This is a genomic window from Agromyces sp. GXQ0307 (assembly GCF_044769845.1).
Lineage (GTDB): Bacteria > Actinomycetota > Actinomycetes > Actinomycetales > Microbacteriaceae > Agromyces.
In genome coordinates this window covers 541,553-564,542 of record NZ_JBIZVY010000003.1, presented here as the reverse complement: position 1 = coordinate 564,542, position 22,990 = coordinate 541,553, and the positions used below count along the sequence as shown (strand labels likewise).

The following is a 22,990-nucleotide window of genomic DNA, read 5'->3' as shown; positions in this document are numbered from 1 at the left end:
GCTCAGCCCTCGAGCCCGGCCGTCGGACCGGCGGCGCGCAGGGCGGGCAGGACGTGGGCGCCGAACGTGTCGATGAACCCGCGCTGCTCCTGCCCGACATGGTGCAGGTAGATGCGGTCGACGCCGAGATCGGCGATCTCGAGGAGCGCATCGAGGTGGCGTTGCGGGTCCGAGGACGCGAGGAGGGTGTCGGCGACCTCGGACGGCGATGCCCCGGCGGTGCGCTCGTCGAACGCCTCCGGGCTCGCGAGTTCCCAGGCGAGGTGCGGCGGAACGAGGCTCTGCCGCCATTGGTCGTGCGCGATGGCGACGGCCTCGTCGTCGGTCGGCGCCCAGCTGAGGTGCACCTGGACGCAGATCGGCCCGCGTCCGCCGGCACCGCGGTACGCGTCGATGAACTCCCTGAGCGCGTCGCGTTCCTGGTCGACCGTGATGACCCCGTCGGCCCACTCGGCGGTCTCGGCCGCCGTCTCCGTGCTCACCGCCGCCGCGATGAGCGGCGGCGCCTCGTCGGGGCGGGTCCAGAGGCGCGCCTCGTGCACGCTGATCTCGCCCTCGTGGGTCACGGTCTCGCCGGCGAGCAGCCGTCGCATGACGTCGATCGTCTCGGCGAGTCGGCGGTCGCGCCGGTCCTTGTCGGGCCACGGTTCGCCCGTGATGTGCTCGTTCACGGCCTCGCCGCTGCCGATCGCGGCCCAGAACCGGCCGGGGTACATCTCGCCGAGCGTCGCGATCTTCTGCGCGGCGACCGCCGGGTGGTAGCGCTGGCCCGGCGCGGTCACGACCCCGAGCGAGAGGTCGGTCGCCTGCAGGGCCGCGCCGAGCCACGCCCACGCGTAGCCGGAATGGCCCTGGCGCACGCTCCACGGCGCCCAGTGGTCGCTGCACATGGCCGCCTCGAAACCGGCCTGCTCGGCGTGCACGACGGCGTCGAGGAGCGCGCTCGGCGGGAGCTGCTCGTGCGACGCGTGGAATCCGACGAGGGGCATGGGGTCTCCTTCCGTCCGCCCCGATGCTCCCGAGCCGCGGGCCGCTCGACAAGGCCTTGCGACCCGCGCGGCCGCCCGCTATCCCGCGCGTCGCCGGGTGAGCCCGTCGCATCCGTCACCCGTAGGCTTGGAGGCATGGTGGAACGCGCATCGTGGTCGCTCGGATCGGCCCTCCGCAACGTGTTCGGCGCGAGGACGATCGACGAGGACACGTGGGACGACCTCGAGTCGGCCCTCATCCGCGCCGACTTCGGCCCGGCGGTGACCGAGGAGATCGTCGAGTCGATCAAGGCGCAGGTCGAGCGCTACAAGACGACCGACCCGCGCGACGTGCAGCGGATGCTGCGTGAGCTCGTCGAGGAGCGGCTCGCCAAGTACGACCCCACGTTGAAGCTCACCGATCGTCCGGCGGTCGTACTCGTCGTCGGGGTGAACGGCGTCGGCAAGACGACCACCATCGGCAAGTTCGCGAAGTTCCTCGGCAACTACGGCCGGAGCGTCGTCGTCGGCGCGGCCGACACGTTCCGCGCGGCCGCCGTCGACCAGCTCGCGACGTGGGCCGAGCGTGCGGGAGCGCAGGTCGTGCGGCCCGAGCGCGAGGGCCAGGACCCGGCCTCCGTCGCCTTCCAGACCGTCGACTACGCCAAGCGCACCGGCACCGAGATGGTCATCATCGACACCGCCGGCCGGCTGCACACCAAGGGCGGCCTCATGGACGAGCTCGGCAAGATCCTGCGCGTCGTCGAGAAGCAGGCGCCGATCAGCGAGGTGCTGCTCGTGCTCGACGCGACCACCGGGCAGAACGGGCTCGCGCAGGCCGAGGCGTTCATCCGGCACGGCGGCGTGACCGGCCTCGTGCTCACCAAGCTCGACGGGTCGGCCAAGGGCGGCTTCGTGATCGCCGTGCAGGAGAAGACCGGGCTGCCGATCAAGCTCATCGGGCAGGGCGAGGGCATCGGCGACCTCACGGGCTTCACGCCGCACGTGTTCGCGCAGCAGCTCGTCGGCTGAGGAGGGGAGAGCACAGGATGTCGATGGAACACGACTACTTCGGACTGGTCGGCGACTACTGGTCGGAGGACGTGGAGTACGGCGACCAGCGGGTCGAGGTCGTGCTCGACGCCGACGCCGACACCGTGGCGCTCGCGGCGCTGGATGTCGCGGCCACCCTGGTCGGCGAGCTCGAGCTCGTCGACGACGAGCTGCGGTCGGCGTTCGTCACCCAGCTCGACTCGGGCTCCTCGCCCGTGATGCGGTTCCTCGCGACCGTGCTCGACCCCGATCTCGAGCAGGCCGAGGAGGTCGAGGCGGCCATCGGCCGCGACTCGGGCGACCGGCAGATCGACGCGTTGCGCTCCATGTCCCTCATCCGGGTCGACCTGCGTCCCGACGCCGACGAGCCGGGCGACGCGTTCGCCGAGTTCGAGTACGGGCTCGCGCCGGAAGACACCGACGAGCGGCTCGTCGCCTCGATCGACCTCGAGCGCGAGATCGTCGACGTGCGCTTCGAGGGCTGAGACCGGTCCGGCCCCCGGGCCGACCTCCGAGCGGATGCCGCGCCGTCGCCCTCTACACTTGAGGGCATCATGGCTACGTTCGGCACCCTCTCCGACCGTCTCACCGAGACGTTCAAGAACCTCCGCACCAAGGGCAAGCTCTCCGCCTCCGACGTCGACGGCACCGTCCGCGAGATCCGGCGCGCGCTGCTCGACGCCGACGTCTCGCTCGACGTCGTCAAGACGTTCACGTCGACGGTGCGCGAGCGCGCGCTCGGCGACGAGGTCAACCGGGCGCTGAACCCCGCCCAGCAGGTCGTGCAGATCGTCAACGAGGAGCTCGTCGGCATCCTCGGCGGCCAGCAGCGGCGCCTGCAGTTCGCCAAGAACCCGCCGACGGTCATCATGCTCGCGGGCCTCCAGGGCGCCGGCAAGACGACGCTCGCGGGCAAGCTCGCGAAGTGGCTCAAGAAGGACGGCCACACGCCCATGCTCGTGGCCGCCGACCTCCAGCGCCCGAACGCCGTGAACCAGCTCCAGGTCGTCGGCGAGCAGGCCGGCGTCACCGTCTTCGCGCCCGAGCCCGGCAACGGCGTGGGCGACCCGGTGCGCGTCGCGAAGGACGCGATCGCGCAGGCGCAGCGCGCCCAGCACGACGTCGTCGTCATCGACACCGCCGGCCGCCTCGGCGTCGACGCCGAGATGATGAAGCAGGCCGCCGACATCCGCAGGGCCACGAACCCCGACGAGGTCCTCTTCGTCATCGACGCCATGATCGGCCAGGACGCCGTCACGACGGCGAAGGCCTTCCAGGAGGGCGTCGACTTCACAGGCGTCGTGCTCTCCAAGCTCGACGGCGACGCGCGCGGCGGTGCGGCGCTCTCCGTGGCATCCGTCACCGGGCGCCCCATCATCTTCGCCTCGACCGGTGAGACGCTCGACGACTTCGAGCCGTTCCACCCCGACCGCATGGCGAGCCGGATCCTCGACCTCGGCGACATCCTCACGCTCATCGAGCAGGCCCAGCAGGCGTTCGACGAGGAGGAGGCGCTGAAGGTCGCGGAGAAGATCGCCTCCGAGCAGTTCACGCTCGACGACTTCCTCGCGCAGATGCAGCAGCTCCGCGGCGCGGGCTCGATCAAGAAGATGCTCGGCATGCTCCCCGGCGCGGGCGGCATGAAGCAGCAGCTCGAGAACTTCGACGAGCGCGAGATCGTGCGCACCGAGGCGATCATCCAGTCGATGACCCCGGCCGAGCGCAAGAACACCAAGCTGCTCAACGGCTCGCGTCGCCTGCGCATCGCGAAGGGCTCGGGCATGACCGTCACCGACGTGAACCAGCTCGTGCAGCGCTTCGAGCAGGCCGCGAAGATGATGAAGACCGTCGCGCGCGGCGGCGTGCCGCAGATCCCCGGAATGGGACCGATCCCGGGCGGCGGCGGGTACGGCGGCGGCAAGCGCCAGGCCGCGAAGAACAAGAAGAAGTCGGGCGGCGGCTCGCGCTCGGGCAACCCGGCCAAGCGTGCTGCCGAGAACGCGGCGATCGCGTCGGGGCAGGTGCCCGCCGGCGAATCGAACGCGCCGGCCGGCTCGGGCTTCGGCATCGGCGGCGGTGCGGGCGCGAAGGGCGCTCCCTCCGAGGAGGAGATGGCGGCGCTGCAGAAGCTGCTCGGCCGCTGATCGGCGACCGTCCGACGGGTGGTCCGGCGGGCCGCCGTCACGGAGTGCCGCGGCGGAGCGCCCCGGCGTAGGGTTGGACGCGCGGCCCGCGCCGCGGACGAGGACGGAGCGATCATGACGACCGGCGACCCCGACTACCGCGACTCGGGCCTCGAGTTCGCACCCGACTTCCTGCTGGGATCGGCGACCGCGTCGTACCAGATCGAGGGCGCGGCGAACGAGGACGGTCGCGGGCCGTCGATCTGGGACACCTTCAGCCGCACGCCCGGCAAGGTGTGGAACGACGACAACGGCGACGTGGCCTGCGACCACTACCACCGCTGGGAGTCCGACCTCGACCTCATGGCCGAGCTCGGGCTCGAGGCGTACCGGTTCTCCATCGCGTGGCCGCGGATCCAGCCGACCGGGCGCGGACCCGCGAACGAGGCGGGACTCGCCTTCTACGAGCGCTTGGTCGACGGGCTCATCGCCCGCGGCATCCGCCCCATCGCCACGCTGTACCACTGGGACCTGCCGCAGGCGCTCGAGGACGAGGGCGGCTGGACGAACCGCGCCACGGCCGAGGCGTTCGCGGACTACGCCCGCATCATGGGGGAGCGGCTCGGCGACCGGGTCGCGATGTGGACGACGCTCAACGAGCCATGGTGCTCCGCCTACCTCGGGTACGGCTCCGGGGCGCACGCACCCGGCCTGCTGGACGGCGCCAAGGCGCTCACCGCGGTGCACCACCTGAACCTCGCGCACGGTCTGGCCGTGAAGGCCCTGCGCGAGGTCGTCACGAACGATCCCCAGTTCTCGATCACCCTGAACCTGCACGTCATCCGCCCCTCGGGCGAGACGGGTCACGAGGCAGCGCGTCGCATCGACGGCCTCGCGAATCGCGTGTTCCTCGGCCCGCTGTTCGGCGACGGCTACCCCGAGGACGTCATCGCCGACACCGCGTCGGTCACCGACTGGTCGTTCGTCAAGCCCGGCGACACCGAGCTCATCGCGCAGCCCCTCGACACGCTCGGGGTGAACTACTACTCGACCGTCACCGTGCGGCTGTGGGACGGCGTCTCGCCGCGCGTGAACGCCGACGGCCACAAGGACATGGGCGGTACGCCCTGGCCGGGGTCGGAGCACGTCGAGTTCCTCGAGCAGCCGGGACCGTACACGGCGATGGGGTGGAACATCGACCCGTCGGGACTCGAGGACCTACTGATCGCACTGCACGGCGCGTACCCGGAGGTGCCGCTCATGATCACCGAGAACGGCGCGGCCTTCGACGACATGGTCACGGAGGGGCCGGACGGACCCGAGGTCCGCGACCTCGACCGCATCGACTACCTGCGCCGGCACTTCACGGCGGCGCACCGCGCGATGGCCCGCGGCGTCGACCTGCGCGGCTACCAGGTGTGGTCGCTCATGGACAACTTCGAGTGGGGCTACGGCTACTCGAAGCGGTTCGGCATCGTGCGGGTCGACTACGACACGCTCGAGCGGCTTCCCAAGGCGAGCGCCCGCTGGTTCGCGGAGCTCATCCGGACCCGTCGAATCCCCGAGTAGGCGGCGGCGACCCGGCGGCGCCGTTCACCGCCCGCGGCTGCGTGCCCTCGCGCAGCTCGCGCGCGAGGTGCGCGACGACGGCGGTCAGGTCGCCCCCGTGCTGCTCGGCGACCTTCAGCTGGCGCTGATACCCGGCCCCCTCGTCGAGCGTGCGGCGGATGCGCTGCAGTTCGGCCGCGCAGCCGAGGCGCTCGGCCACCGGTGCGAGTACCACCAGCAGGTCGCGGAGCGCGTCGGTGACGGGACGCTCGTTGCCCGCGGCATCCGTGATGATCTCGGCGTGCATGCCGTACCGCGCCGCACGCCACTTGTTCTCGCGCACGTACCAGGGCTGCATGACCGGCAGCGTCTCGCCGTCATCGAGCCGCGTCGACATCCATTCGACGAGGCACTGGATGAGCGCCGCGATGGCGCCGATCTCGTCGGCCGACGACACGCCGTCGCAGACGCGCACCTCGACGGTGCCCCAGCGCGGCGAGGGGCGGATGTCCCAGCGCACCTCGGTGTGGTCCTCGATGACGCCCGTGCGGACGAGGTCGTCGACGTAGCGCTCGTACGCCCCCCAGTCGGACAGCTGGTAGGGCAGCCCGGCGGTCGGCAGCTGCTGGAACATCAGCGCCCGGTTCGACGCGTAGCCGGTCTCGACGCCCGCCCAGAACGGGCTCGACGCCGACAGCGCCTGCAGGTGGGGCACGTAGGCGAGCAGCCCGTCGAGGATCGGCAGCGCCTTGTCGCGCTCCTCGATGCCGACGTGCACGTGGATGCCCCAGATCATCATGTTGCGGCCCCACCACCGCGTGCGCTCGATGAGCTTGCGGTACCGCGGCTTGTCGGTGAGTCGCTGGTCGTACCAGCGGCTGAACGGGTGCGAACCGCTGCACATCAGTTCGTACTCGCCGAGGCGGTCGAGTACGGCGCGCACCTCCGCCACCTGTCCGGTGAGGTCGTCGACGGCGCCGGCGACGTCGGTGTGGACACCGCTCACGAGTTCGACCGTGTTGGTCAGCAGCTCCGAGGTGATGAACGGATGCGGCGTCCCGTCGGTGCCGTCGAGGTCGGCGAGCACGCGGTCGCCCACCGAGGCCAGCTCTCCCGTCGACCGGTCGACGATGGCGAGTTCCCATTCGATGCCCACGGTCGAGCGTTCGGATCGCGCGAACTCGATCGCCATGCGGCACCCCCGTCCCGCGCCCGTGGGCGCAGGGCCATCATGTCACGGGGCGAACGGCGGGGACCGGGTCGATGACGCCGCGATTCGCCCTGCCGGCGGATCGGCGCCACGGCTAGGGTGTGATGCATGACATATCACCGGCGTCGTCATGGGTGACCCGTCACGACTGCTCGAAGTCGCGAGCCTGCGCGAACAGGTCGAGCGCGCGATCTCCTCGCGGATCGTCTCCGGAGCGGCCGCACCGGGCGACGTGCTCACCGTGCCGACGACGGCGGCGGAGTTCGGCGTCAGCGCCACGCCCGTGCGCGAGGCGATGCTCGACCTCGCCCGGCGAGGGTTCCTCGCACCGATGCGCAACCGCGGATTCCGGGTGACGGAGGTCTCGCTCGACGAGATCCGGCAGTTGCGCGAGGTGCGCCGGCTGCTCGAGGTGCCGCCGATGCGGGCGCTCGCGGGGCATGTGCCGGATGAGACGGCGTCTCGACTGCTCGAGCTCGCGGCCGAGATCGTGCGTGCCGGCGACGACGGGCGGTTCCAGGACTACCTCGAGGCCGACACGACGTTCCACCTCACGCTGCTCGAGCTCACGGGCAACCGATTCCTGGTCGACGTCGTCGGGGAGTTGCGGCGGCAGACGCGCCTGACGGGCCTCGCCGAACTCGCCGAGTCGGGTGCACTGACCGAGTCGGCGCTCGAGCACGCCGAACTGGTCGGGTTGCTCGTCGACGGGCGCGGCGATGCCGCCGCCGACCTGATGTCGCGCCACATCGGGCACGTCGGCGGCATCTGGAGCGGCGAGCGCGAGGACTGAGGCCGGCGTGCGGGTGGTGGTCATCGGGGCGGGCATCGTGGGTGCCGCGTGCGCGCTCGCCCTCGTCGAGCGCGGCGCCGACGTCGTGGTCGTCGATCGTGTCGGCGTGGCCGGCGAGACATCGAGCCGCTGCGAGGGCAATCTCCTCGTCAGCGACAAGGCGCCCGGTCCCGAGGCCGATCTCGCGATCGCATCGAACGCGATGTGGCGCGAGCTCGCCGAACGCCTCGACGCTGAGCGACGCGCCGGGCAGCCCGCGACCGAGTTCGAGGCGAAGGGCGGCATCGTCGTCGCGTTCGCCGGCGGTGAGGCCGCGCTCGACCGCTTCGCCGACGCGCAGCGCGCGACGGGCATCCGGGCCGAGGCGATGGATGCCGCCGTGCTGGCGGATGCCGAACCGTTCCTCTCGCCCGAGGTCGCCCGTGCCGTGCACTACCCCGACGACGCCCAGGTGCAGCCGTCGAACGCGACGCAGGCGCTGCTCGCGACGGCCCTCCGTCGGGGCGCGCGGCTCGAGATCGCCGAGGTCGCGGGCGGGCTCGGACCGCCCGGCCGCCTCGCCGGCGTGCGCACGACCGCCGGCTCGATCGCGGCCGACGTGGTCGTGAACTGCGCCGGACCCTGGGCGGGGGAGGTCGCGGCCCGTCTCGGTGCCCGGCTCGACATCCGTCCCCGGCGCGGCGTGATCCTCGTCACGACGCCGATGCCGCAGCGCGTGTTCCACAAGGTCTACGACAGCGACTACGTCGGCGCGGTCGGGTCGGGCGACGCGGCCCTGCAGACCTCGACCGTCGTCGAGTCGACGCCCGGTGGAACCGTGCTGATCGGCTCGAGCCGCGAGCGCGTCGGCTTCGACGAGCGGCCCGGCCCCGCACCCGCGGCGGCGATCGCGGGCAAGGCCGTCCGGCTCTTCCCGTTCCTCGAGCACACGATGCTGCTGCGCAGCTACGTCGGCTTCCGCCCGTACGCACCCGACCACCTGCCCGTGATCGGCGACGATCCGGATGTCGCGGGGCTCGTGCACGCGACCGGCCACGAGGGCGCCGGCATCGGGCTCGCGCCGGCCACCGCCGAACTCGTCGCGCACGCCGTGCTCGGTGCCCCGACCGGCCTCGATCCGACGCCGTTCCTGCCGAGCCGGCGCGGCCTCCGGGAGACCGCATGATCCGCATCACCGTCGACGGCGAGCCCGTGCACGGCCGGGCGGGACAGACCATCGCGGGCGTGCTCATCGGCGCCGGCCGCACCGCCTGGCGCACCTCGCAGACCGGAGGGCGGGGCGTGTTCTGCGGCATCGGCGTGTGCCACGACTGCCTCGTGACCGTCAACGGCGTCGAGGGGGTCCGCGCGTGCCGGCGGGAGGCCGTCGACGGCGATCGCGTCGATCGGGAGGTGCGCGGATGAGGCATGTCGCGATCCTCGGCGGCGGGCCGGCCGGACTCGCGGCCGCGCAGGCCGCCCTCGCCGCCGGCGGCAGGGTGAGCCTGCTCGACGAGGGCGACCGGCTCGGGGGCCAGTTCTGGCGGCATCACGAGCGGCTCACCGATCCGCGCCTCCAGCACGGATGGCAGCGGTTCGAGCGGCTCCGCGGCGCACTGGCCGCCGGCGACGTGCAGGTGCACGTCGGCGCGAGCGTGTGGTCGGCCGAGGCGTCCGCCGATGGGGTCCGGCTGCGCGCCGTGGTCGGCGAGGCCGACGGCGACCGTCGGACCGCGCTCGAGGTCGACGCCGACGCGGTCGTCGTGGCCACGGGGGCGCACGACCTCGCGCTCCCCGTCCCCGGGTGGACCCTTCCGGGCGTGACCACGGCCGGCGCCGCGCAGGCGCTCGCGAAGCGCGACGGCGTCGCCGTGGGGCGTCGCACGCTCGTGAGCGGTTCGGGGCCGTTCCTGCTTCCCGTCGCGCGCTCGCTCGCGCTCGCCGGATCGCACGTGGTCGGCGTGCACGAGGCGGCCCGCGCGACTGCGCTCGCCGGCGGATGGCTCCCGCGGCCGTGGGAGCTCTCGGCGAAGGCGGGGGAGTTCCTCGGGTACGTCGGCGCCCTCGCCCGCGATCGGATCCCATACCGGGCGGGGAGCGCCGTGGTCCGTGTGCTGGGCGGTGACCGCGTAGAGGGTGCGGTCGTCGCCCGGCTCGACGCCGACTGGCGCCCGGTCCCGGGCACCGAGCGCGAGGTCGCGTGCGATGCAGTGGCGCTCGGCCACGGTTTCACGCCCCGGCTCGAGGCGGCGCTCGCCCTCGGGTGCGCGATCGACGGCGATCATCGCGGGAGGTTCGTCGCCGTGGACGACGCGCAGCGCACGAGCATCGCCGGGGTGTTCGCCGCCGGAGAGGTCACCGGGATCGGCGGTGCCGACGCCGCGCTCGCCGAGGGGGCCGTCGCGGGGTTCGTCGCCGCGGGAGGCGCGCCCGACGACCATCGGCTCACGGGACCGCTGACCGCGAGGCGTCGCCTGCGAAGGTTCGCGGCGCGCCTCGAGCGGGCGCACGGGATCCGACCCGGATGGACGTCGTGGCTCGACGACGACACGATCGTGTGCCGCTGCGAGGCCGTCACGCGGCGGGCGATCGTCGAGCGCGCCGACGTGCCGGTCCGCGCGATGCGGCTCGCGACGCGTGCGGGGCTCGGTCCGTGCCAGGGGCGCACGTGCGGCCGGGCGGTGGAGACGATCGTCGCCGAGTCGGGCGGAGCCGCGACATCCGTCGCCTTCGACCGTCGACCGGTGCTCGCCCCGCTGCGGCTCGGCGAACTGGCAGTGCTTGCCGACGCCGGTCCGGACACGTAGCATGTGACATATTACTCACAGCGACCCGGAGGACGGACGACGCATGACCGGCACCATGGACCTCGGCGGCGTGATCGTCGCGACCACCCTCGCCTTCCGCGAGGACGACTCGGCTCCCGCCGGACTCGCCGTCGACTACGACCGCTTCGCCGAGCACGTCGACTTCCTCATGCGCAGCGGATGCCGCGGCGTCGGGCCGAACGGGTCGCTCGGCGAGTACTCGTCCCTCACCGACGAGGAGCGCCGCCGGGTCATCCAGGTCGCCGTCGAGGCGGTCGACGGGCGCGGGATCGTCGTCGCCGGAGCCCACGGCGTCGGAAGCCACCAGGCGCGGAGGTGGGCGGAACTCGCTCGCGAGGACGGCGCCGACGGCGTGCTGCTCCTCCCGCCGACGCTCTACCGTGCGGACGAGGGCGAGGTGATCGCGCACTACGAGGAGGTCGCGAAGGCCGGCCTGCCGATCATGGCCTACAACAACCCCTTCGACACCAAGGTCGACCTCGTGCCCTCGCTCGTCGCGAAGCTCGCCGAGATCCCCGAGGTCGTCGCGATCAAGGAGTTCTCGGGCGACGTCCGGCGCGTGTACGAGATCCGGGAGCTCTGCGACATCGACGTCATCGCCGGCGCCGACGACGTGCTCTTCGAGCTCATGGTGAACGGCGCCGTCGGCTGGTTCGCCGGATACCCGAACGCGTTCCCGACGGAGGCGGTCGAGCTGTACGACCTGTGCGCGCGCGGGGACTGGCACGAGGCGAAGGCCCTGTACGAGCAGCTCGTCGCGGTGTTCCGCTGGGACTCGCGCACCGAGTTCGTGCAGGCGATCAAGCTCTCCATGGACCTCTGCGGCAACTCCTACGGCGGGCCGACCCGACCGCCCCGCGGCCCGCTCTCCGCGGAGCAGCGCGCGCAGGTCACCGCAGACACCGAGCGGGCGCTCGCCGCGCTGGCGGCCCGCTGATGCGGGCGCGCCGCGTGATCACGGCGGTCGACTCCCACACCGAGGGGATGCCGACCCGGGTGGTCACGGGCGGAGTCGGCCGGATCCCCGGCGCCACCATGAACGATCGGCGCCTCCACGCCATGGCCCACCTCGACGGGCTCCGCGGCTTCCTCATGAACGAGCCGCGCGGCCACGCGTCGATGTCGGGTGCGCTGCTGCAGCCGCCCGCACGTGACGACGCCGACTGGGGCGTCGTCTTCATCGAGGCGAGCGGGTTCCTGCCGATGTGCGGCCACGGGACGATCGGCGTCGCGACGGTCCTCGTCGAGACGGGCATGGTCGAGGTGGTCGAGCCGGTCACCGAGATCCGGCTCGACGTGCCGGCCGGCCTCGTCGTCGCGCGCGTCGAGGTCGAGGGCGGCCGTGCGACGCGCGTGACGCTCGAGAACGTGCCGAGCTTCGTCGAACGGCTGGATGCCTCCATCGAGGTGCCGGGCGTCGGGACCGTGCCGTACTCGATCGCGTTCGGCGGCAACTTCTACGCCCTCGTCGAACTCGACGCGCTCGGGCTGCCGTTCGACCGCGCCCGCAAGGACGACATCCTCGCGGCCGGACTCGCGATCATGGAGGCGATCAACACCCAGGCCCCGCCGCGCCATCCCGAACTCGAGGGCGCCGACCACGTGCACCACGTCGAGTTCATCGCCCCGGGCTCCGACGCCGTGCGGTCGCGACACGCGATGGCGATCCATCCGGGGTGGTTCGACCGGTCGCCGTGCGGCACCGGGACCTGCGCGCGGATGGCGGAGCTGCACGCGCGCCGCGAGCTCGGGCTCGAGACCGACTTCGTCAACGAGTCGTTCATCGGCAGCGAGTTCACCGGGCGGCTCCTGCGCGAGACCGCGGTCGGCGGCGTGACCGCCGTCGTGCCGACGATCAGCGGCCGCGCCTGGATCACGGGCTTCGCCCAGTACGTGCTCGATCCCGATGACCCGTTCCAGGAGGGGTTCGTCTTCTGATCGCGCCCGCTCCCGTCGCCGCACACGGAACCCGCCGCGGGCGGACGCTCATCAGCGCAGGCTGAACCCGGCCGCGAGCGGGTCGTCGGGGTCGAGTTCGAACTCGCACGCGCCGACGCGATACGCCTGCCCGGTGACCTCGGGCACGACGCCGTCGGCGGTGCGCTCGGCCACTCGCGCGTGGAATCGCGTTCCGATGATCGAGTCGTGCGTGAGCACCTCGCCGTCGGCGAGCTCGCCCGTGTGCGCCAGGAGCGCCACCCGCGCCGCGGTGCCCGAGCCGCACGGGCTCCGGTCGACCTCGCCGTCGGCGAAGACGGTCACGTTCCGCTGCCACGGCCCATCGCCGGTGCGCCCGAGGTCGTCGACGAGGATGGTGCCGTAGACACCCGACAGGCGCGCGTCGCCGACCTGCGCGTCGGGGTGGTCGTTCAGGGCCCACTTGATCTCGCGGCCGAGGCGGATGAGCTCGATCGTGTGCGCGGGCGTCACCGACAGGCCGAGTGCGGCGGCGGGCAGCGTCGCGTACACCGCGCCGCCGAACACCAGGTCGACCTCGACGGCGCCCCGGCTGGTCTCGAGGCGGAGCCCGGTCGCGAGCACACGCGACGGGACGTTCCGGAACACGACGCCCGTCGTGCGTCCGGCGCGTCGTTGCACGCGCGCCTGCACGCGACCACTCGGTACGTCGATGGTCACGACCGCCTCGCCGTCGTCGGGCGCGGCCACGCGCCCGGTGCGCACGGCCCAGGCGCCGAGCGCCATCGTGCCGTGCCCGCACGCGGTCGAGAACCCGTCCTTGTGCCAGAACAGCACGCCGAAGTCCGCGCCGGCATCGTCGGGCGGCGTGATGAAGCCGCCGTACATGTCGTCGTGCCCGCGCGGTTCGAGGCACAGGAACCTGCGGAGGGCCTCGGCGGGTCCGGTCATGGCCTCCACCCGCCGCTCGGCGACGGTCGCGCCCTCGGTCGGGACGTCGAGCACGATCCGGAACGGCTCGCCCGCCGTGTGCCAGTCCTCGGTCCGCCATCGCGTCATCCGGTCGATCCTTCCCCGAGGGCGAGGGGTGCGATCGCGAGGTCCTGCCAGCCCATGCCGCAGGTCTTCACGACGACGTGGCGACCGGATGGCACGGGCGAGCCGTCGAACAGCGCCGACATCGGGATCAGTTCGTCGGCGGAGAGGCGGCCCTCGCCGATCGCGAGGATCACGTCGCCGGCCTCGCGGAGCGCCACGCGCGTCGACTCGACGATCACGTCGGCGCGACCGAGGAGGTCGCCCGGCAGCTCGCGGGCGGCGGGCTCGTGCGAACCGACGGCGACGATCGCCGCGTGGTCGGGCACGAGGGCGCCGTCGAACAGCGGGTCGCGTGCGGTCGTGGCGCAGACGACGAGATCGGCGTCGGCGACATCCGCCGTGGTGCCGACCGCGACATCGAGCCCCGGTCCGGCGGCGCCCGCGACCGCTCGTCGTGCCCGATCCGGATCCCGACCGACGAACCTGACTCGGTCGATCGGGCGGATCGCGCGCATCGCCTCGACGTGCCGGACGCCCTGCGGGCCGGTGCCGAACACGACGAGCGAGGCGGCATCGGGTGCGGCGACGACCTCGAGCGCGGCGGCCGACACCGCCGGCGTGCGGAGGCTCGTGAGCTCGGTGCCGTCGAGCAGCGCGACCGGAGCGAGCGTCTCCGCGTCGATGAGGACGTAGAGCGCCTGGATCCGCTCCAAGCCGCGCGCCGGGTTCCCCGGTGCGACGGTGGCGAGCTTCTGGCCGACCCATCCGCCGAGCTCGGAGGGCATCAGCAGCAATTGGCCGTGGCTGACGTCGACGACGCCCCGCGGCGGATCGGCATCGGGATCGTGGCCGGCGCGGAGCACCCGCCCGATCGCGTCGATGGCCGCCCGCATCGACACGCGCTCGGCGATCGCGGGCCCGTCGATGAAGGGGAGGGAGTCGAGGGTGCCGCCCATGCGCCCATCGTATTCACGCGCACGACCGGGAGGATTCTCGTTTCGGCGCGGAATCTGCAAGAATGGTCAGTCGAGTTCTGTACCGCCCGACCCTCTATCCGGCGCGCAGAGCACCCATTGAGCTTCCGCCGAGTGTGCACCCCACGCTCACGGCTGTCAGTTCGCCTACCTCACAACACATCCAGGAGAATCGTGGCTGTCAAGATCCGCCTCAAGCGGCTCGGCAAGATCCGTGCCCCGTACTACCGCATCGTCGTCGCCGACTCGCGCACCAAGCGCGACGGTCGCGTGATCGAGGAGATCGGCAAGTACCACCCGACCGAGAACCCCTCGTTCATCGAGGTGAAGTCGGACCGCGCGCAGTACTGGCTCAGCGTCGGCGCCCAGCCGACCGAGCAGGTGCTCGCCATCCTCAAGCTGACCGGCGACTGGGGCACGTTCAAGGGCGACAAGAACGCCAAGAACACCGTCCAGACCGCCGCGCCGAAGGCCGAGTACGAGGTCGACACGGCCAAGAAGTCGGTCGTCAAGCCCAAGGCCGAGAAGCCGGCCAAGGCCGAGGAGCCCACCGAGGCTCCCGAGGCCGCCGACGAGACCGCGTCGGACGAGGCGTAGGCCTTGCTCACTTCCGCGCTCGAGCACCTCGTCAAGGGGATCGTCGATCACCCCGACGAGGTGAAGGTCGTCTCCGCGTCGAGCGCACGCGGCGAGGTCCTCGAGGTGCACGTGCACCCCGAGGACCTCGGCCGCGTCATCGGGCGGTCCGGTCGCACCGCGAAGTCGCTGCGCACGATCGTCGCCGCCCTCGCCGACGGTCGCCGGGTCCGCGTCGACGTCGTCGACACCGACGACTGACGTGGCCGAGGCAACCCGCCCCCAGCAGCTCCGCGTCGGACGGCTGACGAAGGCGCACGGGCTCAAGGGCGCACTGAAGCTCGAGCTCTACACCGACGACCCCGAGCGGCGATTCGTGCCCGGGGCGGTGTTCTCGCTGCAGGTGCCCGCCGACTCGCCGTGGCACGGTCGCACGCTCACCTTCCGCGAGCTGCGCTGGTACAACAGTCAACCGGTCGGCTTCTTCGAGGGCGTCGACGACCGCACCGCCGCAGAGGGCCTCGTGAAGGCCATCCTCTGGGTCGACCAGCCCGTCGACGAGGAGCCCGAGCCCGACGCCTGGTACGACCACCAGCTCATCGGCCTCGAGGTGGTGCGCGACGGCGAGCGCATCGGCCAGGTCGCGCACGTCGACCACCTGCCCGCACAGGACCTGCTCGTGGTGAAGACGAAGCAGGGCGACGTGATGGTGCCCTTCGTGGCCGCGTTCGTGCCGGAGGTCGACGTCGAGGCCGGCACGCTCACCGTCACGCCGCCGCCCGGACTCTTCGAGGAGCTCCCCGACGAACCGGACGCCCCTGCCGGCAGCGGCGAGGCCGAGGCATCCGTCGCCGATGCGGTCGCCGGCGATGACTCCGCCGCCGCGTCCGACGAGAACCCCGGCGCGTAGGCTCCGACGATGCGCATCGACATCGTCACGATCTTCCCGTCGTTCTTCGACGTACTCGACCTGTCGCTGCTCGGCAAGGCGCGCCAGACGGGCCTGATCGAGGTCGTCACGCACGATCTCCGCGACTTCACCCACGACCGTCACCGCACGGTCGACGACACGCCGTACGGCGGCGGCGCCGGCATGGTCATGAAGCCCGAGCCGTGGGGCGAGGCCCTCGACTCGATCATCGGCGAGGGCGAGTCCGATGCGCTGCTCGTCGTGCCATCGCCGGCGGGCGAGCCGTTCACGCAGGCGACCGCCCGCGAACTCGCGGAGGAGCAGCACCTCGTGTTCGCCTGCGGCCGCTACGAGGGGATCGACCAGCGCGTCGTCGACCACTACGCGACGCGCATGCGCGTCCGGCTGATCAGCCTCGGCGACTACGTGCTGAACGGCGGCGAGGTCGCCGTCATGGCGATGATCGAGGCCGCCGGCCGGCTCGTCCCTGGGGTCGTCGGCAACCCCGAGAGCCTCGTCGAGGAATCGCACGAGGACGGACTGCTCGAGTACCCGAGCTACACCAAGCCCGCCGTCTGGCGCGGGCTCGAGGTGCCACCCGTGCTGCTCTCCGGGCATCACGGCAGGGTCGCCGAGTGGCGTCACGAACAGCAGGTCGAGCGCACCAGGCGCGTCCGGCCCGAACTGCTCCGCGACGACCGCCCCGACGCCCGCTGAGTCGCGCCGGCGCCGCCGCTGCGTGAGGGGGACTCTTCACGCGCCGGAAACACGTGGGTGTGCTCGGCGAAACACGCCCTGAATACCGTCGGATCGGCGGGTGAGACCGGATTCCGCCGGAAGGTGCGGGCGTGAGATGGGTCGGACGAGCGATGCCGGGCACGTGTCGGATCCGGTCCGCCGCCCGCCGCTCCGCCTCGTGGCCGTCACCCACGGGACCCCGTCGACCGCCAACCGCGAAGCGGTGATCCGCCTCATCGACGGCGTCGCCTCGGCCCGCCCCGACCTCGACGTGTCGATCACCTTCGTCGACGCGAGCAACGCCGATATCGGCGCCGCGCTCGAGGCCGCCGCCGAGCCCGACGCGGTCATCGTCCCCCTCGTGCTGTCCGCGGGCTTCCACGTGCGGACCGGACTCTCGCTCGGCCTCGACCGCATCGGCGGGTCGGCGCGCCTGGCCGCCGAGCTCGGACCCGACGAACGCCTCGTCGAGGTGCTCGCCGAGCGACTGCTCGCCGCGGGGCTCGCCGACGGCGACACCGTCCTCCTCGCGGCGGCGGGTTCGAACGACCCGCGTGCCGTGCGCGAGTGCTTCGAGACCGCCAGGCGTCTCGGCCAGCGACTCGGCCGGTCGGTCACCGTGGGGTTCATCGCTGCGGCGATCCCGCGGCTGCCGGACGCGATCGAGATGATCCGCGAGGTGCATCCCGGGTCCAGGATCGTCGTCGGGCCCTACCTGCTCGCGCCGGGCACCTTCTACGACCAGGCCGTGGCCGCCGGCGCCGACGCCGTCGCCGATCCGCTGCTCGTCCCGGTCGCGGCCCCGCCGCCCGCCCTCGTCGAACTGGTCCTCGACCGGTACTCGGCCGTCGAGCAGGAGCAGCGCGAGCACGCCTGAGGCGATCGACGCGACGGCGACGGCCGAGTCGCGGACGCCGCGCCGCACGCGTCACGACGCCGGGCGGGGCGGATGCCGCCTCCGCGTTCCGGCGCGATCGGTCAGGCCGTGAGGCTCGACACCCCGTCGGCCTCGGCGGCGCGGGCCAGGACCTCGGCGATGCGCCCGCGGCATCCGCCGCAGCCCGTGCCCGCTCGCGTGTCGCGCCCGACGCACTCGACCGTCGCGTTGCCGCACGCCGCCGACTCCTCGATTCGGCCGACGGTGACGCCGTTGCACCAGCACACCGTCGCCTCGGGGGCGAACGCGTCGGCGTTCCCCGACGGGTCGTCGTCCGGCCCGTCGAAGCGCAGCAGGAGGGATCGGTCGGCGGGCAGCTCGGCGCGTCGCTCGAACAGCAGCGTCAATTCGGCCGCCGTCCGCGGCATCCCGACGCTCGCGAAGCCCGTGAGGATCCCGTCCTCGGTGACCATCTTCACGTAGCGCAGGTGCTCGGGGTCGGCCCACTGGGCGACTCGACGTCGCGGCGAGAGCGCATCGTCGTCCCACGGGTCGGCGGAGACGTCGCCGACGGCGACGACGTCGACGTGCTCGGCCTTGAGCATGACGATCGCGTCGCGCTCGGGTGCGAGGGGCGCGAAGGTCGATCCGTTCGACGGGCTCGCCGCCTCGGCGGCGAACCGGCCGGCGAGGTGCTCCGCCTGACGCCATCCGGGTCCGATGAGCCCGGAGGGGGCGCCGGGCAGGATCCGGCGGCCGGCGGTCTCCTCCGTGCGCTCGACGACCTGCGCGCAGTCGCCGATGGCGTACACGTCGGGGTCGCTCCAACTGCGGAGGTCGGGTCCGACGACGACGCCGACGGCCGTGCGGAGTCCGGCGAGGGTGGCGAGCTCGTTCCGCGGGCTCACGCCGCACGAGAGCACGAGCAGGTCGCCCCGGACCTGCTTGCCGTCGGCCGTGACGAGCATGTCGAAACGGCGTGTGCCGTCGTCGTCGGTGCGGAACCCGATCGCCTCGGCGCGGCTGTGCGCGATGACCGTGATGCCCGTGCGGCGGAGCGCGGAGCGCAGTACGTGCCCGCCGCCGCGGTCGAGGTTGCGCGGCATCGGATGCGGCCCGTGGTGCACGACGCACACCTGCGCGCCCGCATGGGCGGCCGCGAGCGCGAGTTCGAGGCCGAGCACGCCGGCGCCCAGCACGACGATGCGCCGCCGGCCCCGGACGGCCGCGAGCACGCGTTCGGCGTCGTCGAGGTCGCGGAGCGCGGTGACGCCCGCGGGCAGGTCGTCGTCGCGTGCGACGAGCCGGGCCGGCTGGCGCTCGAGGTCGGCGAGGTCGCGGCGCGGGCGCTCGACGCCGTCGAGCGTGGGCACGTTGGCGCGGGCGCCGGTGGCGAGCACCAGCCGGTCGTAGGGGAGGGTTCCACCGGTCGAGAGGTGGACCAGGTGTGCGTCGCGGTCGATCCGTGTCGCCCGAACGTCAAGGAGGATCGCGGCCCCTGCCGCCTCGGCGGTCTCGCGGTCGCCGACGAGCATCGCGTCGAGGTCGGCGTTGCCGACCGCGTACTCGGCGACGAGCACGCGGTTGTAGGCCTCGACCGGTTCGCCCGCGACGACCGTGAGCGCGACCGCGCCGCCGCGCACGGCGGGCAGCAGCTCCTCGACGAAGCGCGCACCGACGGGGCCGTAGCCGATGAGGACGATCCGGAGAGGGCTCATGAGTCGGCTCCCGCTTCGACGAGGCGCGTCACGCGCACGAGGTTGGTCTTGAACTCCGGCATCGACGAGATCGGGTCGACCGCGTCGGGGGTGAGGAGGTTGGCGGCCTGCTCGTCGCCGTAGTGGAACGGCAGGAACACGGCGTCGGGGCGGATGTCGGTGGTCAGCCGTGCTCGGCAGCGGACCCTCCCGCGCTCGTTCGCGACCTCGACCGCCTCGTCGTCGGCGATGCCGAGTCGAGCCGCCGTGGCGGGGTGGATGGCGGCGCGCGCCTCGGGCTGGGCACCGAGCAGTTCCGGAACCCGACGCGTCTGCGCCCCGCTCTGGTAGTGCTCGAGAAGCCGCCCCGTCACGAGCGTCAGCTCGTCCGGCGACGGTGCCGGGCGCGCACCGGTGCGAGGTGCGACGGCCACCAGTCGCGCGAGACCGTCGTCGTGGTGGAACCGGTCCGCGAACAGCCGCGGCGTGCCCGTGCCGCCGCGCGGGTACGGCCAGTACGCCTCGGCGCCGTCGTCGAGCATCGCGTAGTCGATGCCCGAGTAGTCGGCGATGCCGCCCTCGGACGCCAGCCGGAGCTCCTCGAACACCGCCTCGGGGTCGGTGTCGAACCGGGCGGTCGAGCCGAGACGGCGGGCGAGTTCGTGCATGAGCCAGAGCTCGTCGCGGGCACCTGCCGGCGGCGCGAGGGCGGGGCGACGACGGATGACGCGTCCCTCGAGGTTCGTCATGGTGCCCTCCTCCTCGGCCCACTGCAGGACGGGGAGCACGACGTCGGCGAGCGCCGCCGTCTCGGAGAGGACGAAGTCGCAGACGACGAGGAGGTCGAGGCGTTCGATGCCGCGGCGCACGTCGGCGACGTTGGGGGAGGAGACCACGAGGTTCGAGCCGTGGACGAGCAGCGCGCGTACCCCGTCGGGCCGGCCGAGTGAGCCGAGCAGCTCGATCGCCGGCAGCCCGGGCCCCGGGATGTGGGACGGCGTCACGCCCCAGACCCGGGCGACGTGGGCTCGGGCGGCCGGATCGGTGATCTTGCGGTACCCGGGGAGCTGATCGCACTTCTGGCCGTGCTCGCGGCCGCCCTGGCCGTTGCCCTGTCCGGTGAGCGTCCCGTAGCCGCTCCCCGGCCGCCCCGGGAGGCCGAGCAGCAGCGCGAGGTTGATCGCGGCGGTCGCGGTGTCGGTGCCGTCGACATGCTGCTCGACGCCGCGGCCGGTGAGGACGTACGTGCGGCCGCCGGATGCGAGGCGGCGGGCGATCGCCCGGACCGTCGAGGCGGGCACGCCCGTGACCGACTGCACGCGCTCGGGCCACCACTGGGCGACGCTCCTGCGGAGCGCGGCGAGGCCGGTGGTGCGGGCGGCGACGTAGCGGTCGTCGACGAGTCGCTCGGCGATCACGACGTGGGCGAGGCCGAGGAGCAGCATGAGGTCGGTGCCGGGCGCCGGCTGCACGTGCAGCCCCTGCCCGTCGTCCGTCAGCCTCGCCGTGGCCGTGCGCCGGGGGTCGACCACGACGAGTCCGCCGGCCGCCTGCGCCCCGGCGAGGTGTCCGATGAACGGCGGCATCGTCTCGGCGACGTTCGTGCCGAGCAGGAGGATCGTCTCGGCGTCGTCCAGGTCGGTGAGCGGGAACGGCAGCCCGCGGTCGATGCCGAAGGCGCGGTTGCCCGCCGCCGCTGCCGACGACATGCAGTAGCGGCCGTTGTAGTCGATGCGACTCGTGCCGAGCGCGAGCCGGGCGAACTTGCCGAGGAGGTAGGCCTTCTCGTTCGTGAGCCCGCCGCCGCCGAAGACGCCGACGGCGTCGGCACCGTGCTGCGAGCGGATGTCGCGGAGACGGCCGGCGACGAGGTCGAGGACCGCGTCCCACGTGGTCTCGCGCAGGGCGCCGTCCGCATCGCGGACGAGCGGGGCCGTGAGCCGCGAGGGCGCGGCGAGCAGTTCCGCGGAGGTCCAGCCCTTCTTGCAGAGCCCGCCCCGGTTGGTGGGGAAGTCCCGGCCCGCGACGGTCACGGGCGCCGGCGGGGCGGCGCCCGGTGCGACCGGCGCGGCCGCGGCATCCGTCGGCGTCAGCGTCATCGCGCACTGGAGGGCGCAGTACGGGCAGTGGGTGTCGGCTGCCATGTCGTCCTCCGGTCTCGTCGATGGATGGGTGGGTGGGTGGGAGCGGGCCGGACGGTGAGGTCGCCCGACCCGCTCCGGTCAGATCCGGTGTCCGGAGCGCTTCGAGAGCGTGAGGTACACGCCCGCGGTGATGAGCAGCATCACCGCGTACGCCCACACGAACCAGCTGAGGCCCGTCGTGTAGTCGCCGAACGTGGTCTTCGAGAAGCCGAGCAACTGCGGGATCACGAAGCCGCCGTACGCGCCGACGGAGGAGATGATGCCGAGCGCCGCGGCCGCCTTCCGCTGCGAGCTCACGTCGCCCGCCGACTCGTGCGCGTTGTGCGCGCCCGCACGGAGCGCGAACACCGTCGGGATCATCCGGTACGTCGAGCCGTTGCCGACGCCCGACGCGGTGAAGAGCACCAGGAAGAGGCCGAGGAAGAGCCAGAAGTTGCCGAGCGGGAGCGTCCAGACCACGGCGAGCGCGCCGAGCGCCATCACGGCGAATGCCGCGATCGTGATCTGCGTGCCGCCGAACCGGTCGGCGAGGCGCCCGCCGTAGGGCCGGGCGAGCGAGCCGACGAGCGCACCCATGAACGCGAGCGACAGCGTCGCCGACCCCACGTGGAACGCGGAGAAGTCGGGGAACTGGTCGGCGATCAGCTTCGGGAAGACGCCCGCGAACCCGATGAACGAGCCGAACGTGCCGATGTAGAGCACGGCGAGGATCCACAGGTGCGGCTCCTTCAGGGCGGCGAGCGAGGCCGCGACATCCGCCTTCGCATTCGAGAGGTTGTCCATGCGGAGCGCCGCACCGACCATCGCGATGATGATGAACGGTACCCAGATCCATCCCGCGAGCGGGAGGTTCAGCGTGACGGCCGCGCCGATGGTGATCGCGATCGGCACCACGAACTGCGCGACGGACGCCCCGAGGTTGCCGCCAGCGGCGTTCAGTCCCAGCGCCCAGCCCTTCTCCCGCTGCGGGTAGAAGTAGGTGATGTTCGCCATGGAGCTGGCGAAGTTGCCGCCGCCGAAGCCGGCGAGCGCCGCGATCGCGAGCATCACGCCGAAGGGCGTCTCGGGGTTGCCCACCGCGATCGCGAGGCCGATCGCCGGGATGAGCAGCAGGCCCGCCGACACGATCGTCCAGTTGCGGCCGCCGAAGCGGGGGACCATGAACGTGTACGGGATGCGGAGCGTCGCGCCGACGAGCGCCGGGATCGAGATGAGCCAGAACACCTGACCCGTCTCGAACGCGAACCCGGCGGCCGGGAGCGCGACCACCACGATCGACCAGAGCTGCCAGACGACGAAGCCGAGGAACTCGGCGAAGATCGACCAGCGGAGGTTCCGGGCGGCGATCCGCCGGCCCTCGCCCTCCCACTGGACGTGGTTCTCGGGGTCCCAGCCGTCGATCCAACGGCCGGGGCGACGGGTGATCGCGCCGGTGGGCGGCGCGTGCGTGGCAGGGGCCGCGGGGGCCGCTGCCGTGGGGACGGACAGGGTCTCGGTCATCGGTGCCTCCGGTGGAAGTCGGGCTCTCGTCGAGCTGTGGAGGCGACGTTATCCACGGCGTGTTTCCCCGACCGGCGCGGGTGGTGAACTTCGTGTTCCCACCTGCTCACCTGTCGC

The 22,990-nt window shown here is 72.7% G+C and carries 22 protein-coding genes; 15 read left to right on the top strand and 7 right to left on the bottom strand.

The genetic code is table 11. The features are described from left to right. Positions 1–2 precede the first annotated feature (2 nt). Entirely contained in the window at positions 3–989 is a 987-nt protein-coding gene (locus ACIQH8_RS12680; protein ID WP_400999150.1) for a TIGR03885 family FMN-dependent LLM class oxidoreductase, read from the bottom strand. A gap of 135 nt (positions 990–1,124) precedes the next feature. On the opposite strand from ACIQH8_RS12680, the gene ftsY reads away from it, so the two are divergent. From ftsY to ACIQH8_RS12660, 4 genes are all read left to right on the top strand, one after another. Beyond that, the gene (gene ftsY, locus ACIQH8_RS12675) at positions 1,125–2,000 is read left to right on the top strand and encodes a signal recognition particle-docking protein FtsY (protein WP_400999148.1); all 876 of its coding nucleotides are present in this window, start codon (positions 1,125–1,127) and stop codon (positions 1,998–2,000) included. 17 nt (positions 2,001–2,017) lie between these two features. Beyond that, positions 2,018–2,506: a hypothetical protein gene (locus ACIQH8_RS12670; protein WP_400999146.1), complete on the top strand. Its 489-nt coding sequence runs from the start codon at positions 2,018–2,020 to the stop codon at positions 2,504–2,506. Positions 2,507–2,575: 69 nt separating this feature from the next. Next, positions 2,576–4,165, top strand: coding sequence for a signal recognition particle protein (gene ffh, locus ACIQH8_RS12665; protein WP_400999145.1), 1,590 nt, complete (start codon positions 2,576–2,578; stop codon positions 4,163–4,165). A 114-nt stretch (positions 4,166–4,279) separates the two neighbouring features. Continuing rightward, entirely contained in the window at positions 4,280–5,713 is a 1,434-nt protein-coding gene (locus ACIQH8_RS12660; RefSeq protein WP_400999143.1) for a GH1 family beta-glucosidase, read from the top strand. Here ACIQH8_RS12660 and ACIQH8_RS12655 read toward each other — a convergent pair. Then, positions 5,685–6,884 (bottom strand): glutamate--cysteine ligase, encoded by a 1,200-nt coding sequence (locus ACIQH8_RS12655; RefSeq protein ID WP_400999141.1) that lies wholly within the window; start codon positions 6,882–6,884, stop codon positions 5,685–5,687. The two genes, ACIQH8_RS12660 and ACIQH8_RS12655, sit on opposite strands and share 29 nt — an antisense overlap. A 148-nt stretch (positions 6,885–7,032) precedes the next feature. Here ACIQH8_RS12655 and ACIQH8_RS12650 point away from each other — a divergent pair, with 148 nt between their 5' ends. The 6 genes from ACIQH8_RS12650 to ACIQH8_RS12625 are packed head-to-tail and all read left to right on the top strand — an operon-like array spanning position 7,033 to position 12,440. Then, complete coding sequence (locus tag ACIQH8_RS12650; RefSeq protein WP_400999139.1) at positions 7,033–7,695, top strand: GntR family transcriptional regulator; 663 nt, start codon at positions 7,033–7,035, stop codon at positions 7,693–7,695. Positions 7,696–7,702: 7 nt separating this feature from the next. Next, entirely contained in the window at positions 7,703–8,860 is a 1,158-nt protein-coding gene (locus ACIQH8_RS12645; protein ID WP_400999137.1) for an NAD(P)/FAD-dependent oxidoreductase, read from the top strand. Continuing rightward, positions 8,857–9,099 carry a (2Fe-2S)-binding protein gene (locus ACIQH8_RS12640; RefSeq protein WP_400999135.1) on the top strand — a complete coding sequence of 81 codons (243 nt, stop codon included), beginning with the start codon at positions 8,857–8,859 and terminating at the stop codon, positions 9,097–9,099. Before ACIQH8_RS12645 ends, ACIQH8_RS12640 begins: the two co-directional genes overlap by 4 nt. Next, the gene (locus tag ACIQH8_RS12635) at positions 9,096–10,481 is read left to right on the top strand and encodes an FAD-dependent oxidoreductase (protein ID WP_400999133.1); all 1,386 of its coding nucleotides are present in this window, start codon (positions 9,096–9,098) and stop codon (positions 10,479–10,481) included. Before ACIQH8_RS12640 ends, ACIQH8_RS12635 begins: the two co-directional genes overlap by 4 nt. A 43-nt stretch (positions 10,482–10,524) precedes the next feature. Continuing rightward, positions 10,525–11,439: a dihydrodipicolinate synthase family protein gene (locus ACIQH8_RS12630; RefSeq protein ID WP_400999131.1), complete on the top strand. Its 915-nt coding sequence runs from the start codon at positions 10,525–10,527 to the stop codon at positions 11,437–11,439. Continuing rightward, a complete protein-coding gene (locus ACIQH8_RS12625) occupies positions 11,439–12,440 on the top strand; it encodes a proline racemase family protein (protein WP_400999129.1) in 1,002 nt (333 codons plus the stop codon). The genes ACIQH8_RS12630 and ACIQH8_RS12625 overlap by 1 nt, the downstream gene beginning before the upstream one ends. A 51-nt stretch (positions 12,441–12,491) precedes the next feature. Here the strand turns inward: ACIQH8_RS12625 and ACIQH8_RS12620 are convergent, their stop codons facing one another. After that, a complete protein-coding gene (locus ACIQH8_RS12620; RefSeq protein WP_400999127.1) occupies positions 12,492–13,478 on the bottom strand; it encodes a proline racemase family protein in 987 nt (328 codons plus the stop codon). After that, positions 13,475–14,413, bottom strand: a complete 939-nt coding sequence (locus ACIQH8_RS12615; RefSeq protein ID WP_400999125.1) for an ornithine cyclodeaminase family protein — start codon at positions 14,411–14,413, stop codon at positions 13,475–13,477. Before ACIQH8_RS12615 ends, ACIQH8_RS12620 begins: the two co-directional genes overlap by 4 nt. A 192-nt stretch (positions 14,414–14,605) precedes the next feature. Here ACIQH8_RS12615 and rpsP point away from each other — a divergent pair, with 192 nt between their 5' ends. The 5 genes from rpsP (at position 14,606) to ACIQH8_RS12590 (ending at position 17,532) form a co-directional block, all read left to right on the top strand. Next, the gene (gene rpsP / locus ACIQH8_RS12610) at positions 14,606–15,028 is read left to right on the top strand and encodes a 30S ribosomal protein S16 (RefSeq protein ID WP_400999123.1); all 423 of its coding nucleotides are present in this window, start codon (positions 14,606–14,608) and stop codon (positions 15,026–15,028) included. 3 nt (positions 15,029–15,031) lie between these two features. Then, positions 15,032–15,268: an RNA-binding protein gene (locus tag ACIQH8_RS12605; RefSeq protein WP_400999121.1), complete on the top strand. Its 237-nt coding sequence runs from the start codon at positions 15,032–15,034 to the stop codon at positions 15,266–15,268. 1 nt (position 15,269) lies between these two features. Further along, the gene (gene rimM, locus ACIQH8_RS12600; protein ID WP_400999119.1) at positions 15,270–15,917 is read left to right on the top strand and encodes a ribosome maturation factor RimM; all 648 of its coding nucleotides are present in this window, start codon (positions 15,270–15,272) and stop codon (positions 15,915–15,917) included. Positions 15,918–15,926: 9 nt separating this feature from the next. Beyond that, entirely contained in the window at positions 15,927–16,634 is a 708-nt protein-coding gene (gene trmD, locus ACIQH8_RS12595; RefSeq protein ID WP_400999117.1) for a tRNA (guanosine(37)-N1)-methyltransferase TrmD, read from the top strand. Positions 16,635–16,770: 136 nt separating this feature from the next. Next, entirely contained in the window at positions 16,771–17,532 is a 762-nt protein-coding gene (locus tag ACIQH8_RS12590) for a sirohydrochlorin chelatase (RefSeq protein WP_400999115.1), read from the top strand. 101 nt (positions 17,533–17,633) lie between these two features. On the opposite strand, the gene ACIQH8_RS12585 is transcribed toward ACIQH8_RS12590, so the two are convergent. The 3 genes from ACIQH8_RS12585 to ACIQH8_RS12575 all read right to left on the bottom strand — a co-directional run bounded on the left by ACIQH8_RS12585 (position 17,634) and on the right by ACIQH8_RS12575 (position 22,873). Continuing rightward, entirely contained in the window at positions 17,634–19,250 is a 1,617-nt protein-coding gene (locus tag ACIQH8_RS12585; RefSeq protein ID WP_400999114.1) for an NAD(P)/FAD-dependent oxidoreductase, read from the bottom strand. Beyond that, positions 19,247–21,373, bottom strand: coding sequence for a molybdopterin oxidoreductase family protein (locus ACIQH8_RS12580; protein WP_400999112.1), 2,127 nt, complete (start codon positions 21,371–21,373; stop codon positions 19,247–19,249). Before ACIQH8_RS12580 ends, ACIQH8_RS12585 begins: the two co-directional genes overlap by 4 nt. 78 nt (positions 21,374–21,451) lie before the next feature. Next, positions 21,452–22,873, bottom strand: coding sequence for an MFS transporter (locus tag ACIQH8_RS12575; protein WP_400999110.1), 1,422 nt, complete (start codon positions 22,871–22,873; stop codon positions 21,452–21,454). Between the last annotated feature and the right edge of the window lie 117 nt (positions 22,874–22,990).